Below are 4558 nucleotides of genomic sequence, written 5' to 3' on the forward strand. Positions count from 1 at the left end.
AACATGTGGAAGATCAGCGACAGGGTCGACGGGGCGATGGTCGCGCCCGAGATCCCGAGCAGCGCCCGGCTGACGATCAGCATCTCGGGCGTGGTGGAGAAGGCGGCGAGCACGCTCGTCAGGCCGAAGGCGACCGCGCCGATCAGCAGCAGCCTTCGTCGCCCGATCCGGTCGCCGAGGGTGCCCATCGTGACCAGGGCGCCCGCGACCATGAAGCCGTAGACGTCGATGATCCACAGCAGCTGGCTGCTCGACGGTTCGAGGTCGGCGGACAGGGCGGGCACCGCGAGCTGCAGCACGGTGAGGTCCATGACGTAGAGCAGGCAGGCCAACGCGAGGACGGCGAGTCCCGTCCACTCGCGACGTCCTGCCCGGTGCGGGGTCTGCGTGGTCTCCATGTCGGGGTGGACCCGGCAGCCCCGGAGAACTCATCGCCCGAACGGCACTTTCGCGCGGTAGGTCTGAGCGAGAGTGCCGTTCGTGCAGGTCAGAGGAGGGCCAGGGCTGCGTACAGGTAGGCGGCGCCTGCCAGCAACACGAACACCACGGCCAGGGCGACCAGGGTCGCGACGCTCGCGGGGACCCGCTGGGCCGCGGTCGGCTCGCCGGTGAAGAGCGGTGCCGCCCAGGGCTCGCGGGCGTTGCAGCCCCAGCCGGACGCCCCCCACTGTGTGTGACGGTCGGGCACGACGCCTCCCTCGGACGGATGATCTCGCCCGAGAAGTCGTCACGGAGCGCGCAGTGTTACGCCGTCCGGCTCAGTCATCATCACGATTGACTAAGACTCCGGGATCTCCCGCCGGATCTCGTCGAGCCAGATCCGCGCCGACATGTCCGACGGCGCCCGCCAGTCCCCGCGCGGCGACAGGGACCCGCCCGCGGAGACCTTCGGCCCGTTGGGCAGCGCACTGCGCTTGAACTGCGAGAACGAGAAGTACCGTTGCGCGAACACCTCGGACCACTTCCGGATGTCCGCGACCGTGAAGATCCCGCGCTTCTCCGGGGGGAAGCCGATCGGCCAGTCGCCCCGCTCGACGTCGCCCCACGCGTGGTGCGCCAGGAACGCGATCTTCGCGGGCCGCATGCCCCAGCGCAGGTAGTGGAACAGGGTGAAGTCCTGCAACGGGTACGGCCCGACCTTCGCCTCCGAGCTCTGCACCTCGCCCGCGTCGGAGGGGACCAGCTCCGGGGTGATCTCGGTGTCCAGCACGGACTGCAGGACCTCGCCGACCTCGTCCGAGAACTGCTTCGAGCTGATGACCCAGCGGATCAGGTGCTGGATCAGCGTCTTCGGGACGCCGCCGTTGACGTTGTAGTGCGACATCTGGTCGCCCACGCCGTAGGTGGACCAGCCCAGCGCGAGCTCGGAGAGGTCGCCGGTGCCGAGCACGATCCCGTTGCGCTGGTTGGCCGCGCGGAACAGGTAGTCCGTGCGCAGGCCCGCCTGGACGTTCTCGAACGTGACGTCGTAGACCGGCTCCCCGTCGGCGAAGGGGTGCTCCAGGTTCTTCAGCATCAGCCGAGCCGTCTCGGTGATGTCGATCTCCTCGAACGTGACGCCGAGGGCCTCGCCGAGCCGGTACGCGTTGTTCTTGGTGTGGTCGCCGGTGGCGAAGCCGGGGAGGGTGAACGCGAGGATGTCGGTGCGCGGCCGGTCCTCCCGGTCCATGGCCCGGGCCGCGACGATCAGGGCGTGCGTGGAGTCCAGCCCGCCGGACACACCGATGACGATCTTCGGCTGGCCGATCGCGCGCAGCCGCTGCTCCAGGCCGCTGACCTGGATGTTGTAGGCCTCGTAGCAGTCCAGCTCCAGGCGCGTCTCGTCCGCGGGGACGAACGGGAAGCGCTCGATCTCGCGCTTGAGCCCGATGTCCGTGCGCGGCGGGTCCAGGGTGAACTCGACGCAGCGGAACTCGGGTGCGTGGTGGCGGCGGTTGTCGTCGAACGTCCCCATCCGCAGCCGCTCGGCGGCCAGGAGGTCGAGGTCGACGTCGGCGACCGACGCGCGGGGCCCGCGCGGGAACCGCTCGGTCTCGGCCAGCAGGCCGCCGTTCTCCCAGATCATGGTCTGGCCGTCCCACGCCAGGTCGGTCGACGACTCGCCCTCACCTGCCGCGGCGTAGACGTAGGCGGCGAGGCACCGCGAGGAGGCGCTGCGCGCCAACAGCTTCCGGTCCTCGGCGCGGCCGACGGTGATCGGGCTGCCGGACAGGTTCGCGAGTACCGTCGCACCTGCGAGCGAGGCCTCCGCGGACGGCGGGATCGGCACCCACATGTCCTCGCAGATCTCGGCGTGCAGGATGAAGCCGGGCACGTCGGACGCCGTGAACAGCAGGTCCGGCCCGAAGGGCACGTCCACCGGGCCCGTCGAGTCGCGCAGCCGGATCGTGCCGCGCACGTCGTCCCCCGGGGCGACCTGGCGGCGCTCGTAGAACTCGCGGTAGGTCGGCAGGTAGGACTTCGGCGCGACGCCGAGGAGTCGACCCCTGTGGACGATCGCGGCACAGTTGTGGATGCGGTGGCGGTGGCGGATCGGCAGGCCCACCACCAGCACCGGGAGCAGGTCGCGAGACCCCTCGACCACGACGTCGAGCCCGGCGAGGGCGGCGTCGAGGAGGGTGTCCTGCATCAGGACGTCCTCGAGGGAGTACCCGGTCAGGGTGAGCTCGGGGAACACGACGAGACCGACCCCGTCCGCGTGCAGGGTGCGCGCGCTCTCGAGCACGGCGGCCGCGTTGGCGGCGGGGTCGGCGAGGCTGGTCCGGATCGTGGCCGCGGCCACGCGGAGGAAACCGTGCCGGTAGGCCGAGTAGAACTCTTCCACCCGGCCATCCTGCTACAGGCGATCAGTACCCGTCGTGTCGCTCCACCCACGGGTCGTGGCGGCGCGGGCTCCTCGGCGTTCGGGTGATCGACAGCGTGGATACGCTGACCAGGCCGATCGTCGTGGAGGTCCTTGTGCCCGGAACGCCCGTCGTCCTCGTCCACGGTCTGTGGCTGCACTCCTCGAGCTGGGACCCGTGGATCGAGCTGCTCGGCGAGAAGGGGTACGCGCCGGTCGCCCCGGGCTGGCCCGGCGAGCCCGCGACGGCAGAGGCGGCGCGCGCGGATCCCGAGGCGGTCGCGGGCCTGGGGATCTCGGCCGTCACCGACCACTACGCGGCGCTCATCGACGAGCTGCCGGAGAAGCCCATCGTGATCGGCCACTCCTTCGGCGGCCTGATCGCCGAGAAGCTGATCGGCCAGGGCTGCGCGCGGGCCTGCGTGGCGCTCTCGCCTGCCCAGTTCAAGGGCAACCTGGCCCTGCCCCCGGCGCAGCTCAAGACGGCGTTCCCGATCCTCAGCAAGCCGGGCCTGCGGAGCAGGAGCCTCGTGTTGGACAAGGACGCGTGGGCCGCCGGGTTCGCCAACACCGTCCCCCGCGCCGAGGCCGACGCGCTGTGGGACGCGTACGCGATCCCCTCGCCGATGCGGCCGCTCTTCCAGGCCGCGCTCGCGAACTTCGCCCTGCACAGCGAGGCCACGGTGGACGTGCACCGGCAGCGGGGGCCGGTCCTCGTCGTCGGGGCGGGGAAGGATCAGACGGTCCCGCAGGCCACCAGCGCGGCGGCCTACAAGATCCTGGCCAAGAGCCCCGGCGTGACGGAGTGGGCCGTGCTGCCGGACCGGGGCCACTCGTTCCCGGTCGACGCGGGCTGGCGCACCGTCGCGGACCTCACCCTGGACTTCTTGTCCCGCCACGGTCTCTGAGCGCTCGCGAGTGGCGATGGTCGCCATAGCGACCAACGCCGCTCACCGTCAGGCGCGGAGGGTCGCGGTGGAGATGTCCCAGAGCTGCTCGGCGGCTTCCGGGTCCTGTGCGTAGGCGGCCACGCCGCGGCCGTAGGTGCCCGGGGCGGCGGGCAGGGCCTCGGCGCAGTCCTCGAAGTAGCGCCCGCCGATGCCCTCGACCAGCGGCGACGCCGCCAGCAGCACGGAGGTGGCGGCACCCTGCTCGGGCGTCTTCCAGCCCATGTCCACGGCGCGGGCCGACAGGGCGGAGAGCTCGTCCGCGTCGAGGTGGCGCTGCAGGCCCGTGCGGATCCCGCCGGGCATCACCGCGTTGACGTGGATCCCGTCGCCCGCCCAGCGCCGGTTCGCCTCCACGGCGAACAGGGCGTTGGCGGTCTTGGACTGGCCGTAGGCGAGCCAGGGGTCGTAGGCGCGGCCGTGGAAGTGGACGTCGTCGAACACCACCGGCGAGCGCAGGTGCGCACCGGAGGACACCGACACCACGCGGGCGTCCCCGGCGGCGTACAGGGCCCGGTACAGGCCGGTCGTCAGGGCGAAGTGGCCCAGGTGGTTCGTGGCGAACTGCAGCTCCCAGCCCTGCGGGGTGCGGCGCAGCGGCGTCGCCATGACCCCCGCGTTGTTCACGAGCATGTGCAGCGGGCCGTCCCAGGTGGACACGAAGGCCCGGATCGACGCCTGGTCGGTGAGGTCGAGCGGAGCGACGGAGACGAGCTCGTTGCCGGTGGACTCGGTGATCGCGGCGGCGACCGCGACGTACCTCGTCGGC

The 4558-nt window shown here is 71.5% G+C and carries 5 protein-coding genes; 1 reads left to right on the top strand and 4 read right to left on the bottom strand.

From position 1 onward, the window contains the following. The 3 genes from H5J29_RS21690 to H5J29_RS21700 all read right to left on the bottom strand — a co-directional run. Nucleotides 1–398: MFS transporter (locus tag H5J29_RS21690; RefSeq protein ID WP_181782884.1), on the bottom strand; the 398-nt coding region annotated here is incomplete at its 3' end. Nucleotides 399–487: 89 nt separating this feature from the next. Next, nucleotides 488–688, bottom strand: a complete 201-nt coding sequence (locus H5J29_RS21695; RefSeq protein ID WP_181782885.1) for a hypothetical protein — start codon at nt 686–688, stop codon at nt 488–490. 90 nt (nt 689–778) lie between these two features. After that, nucleotides 779–2824 carry an NAD(+) synthase gene (locus H5J29_RS21700; protein ID WP_181782886.1) on the bottom strand — a complete coding sequence of 682 codons (2046 nt, stop codon included), beginning with the start codon at nt 2822–2824 and terminating at the stop codon, nt 779–781. A gap of 95 nt (nt 2825–2919) precedes the next feature. Between H5J29_RS21700 and H5J29_RS21705 the strand changes: the two genes are divergently transcribed. Then, a complete protein-coding gene (locus H5J29_RS21705; RefSeq protein ID WP_312858347.1) occupies nt 2920–3750 on the top strand; it encodes an alpha/beta hydrolase in 831 nt (276 codons plus the stop codon). A 48-nt stretch (nt 3751–3798) separates the two neighbouring features. On the opposite strand, the gene H5J29_RS21710 is transcribed toward H5J29_RS21705, so the two are convergent. Continuing rightward, the gene (locus H5J29_RS21710; protein ID WP_312858348.1) at nt 3799–4527 is read right to left on the bottom strand and encodes an SDR family NAD(P)-dependent oxidoreductase; all 729 of its coding nucleotides are present in this window, start codon (nt 4525–4527) and stop codon (nt 3799–3801) included. Between the last annotated feature and the right edge of the window lie 31 nt (nt 4528–4558).

This window comes from Pseudonocardia pini (assembly GCF_013870575.1).
GTDB classification, from domain to species: domain Bacteria; phylum Actinomycetota; class Actinomycetes; order Mycobacteriales; family Pseudonocardiaceae; genus Pseudonocardia; species Pseudonocardia pini.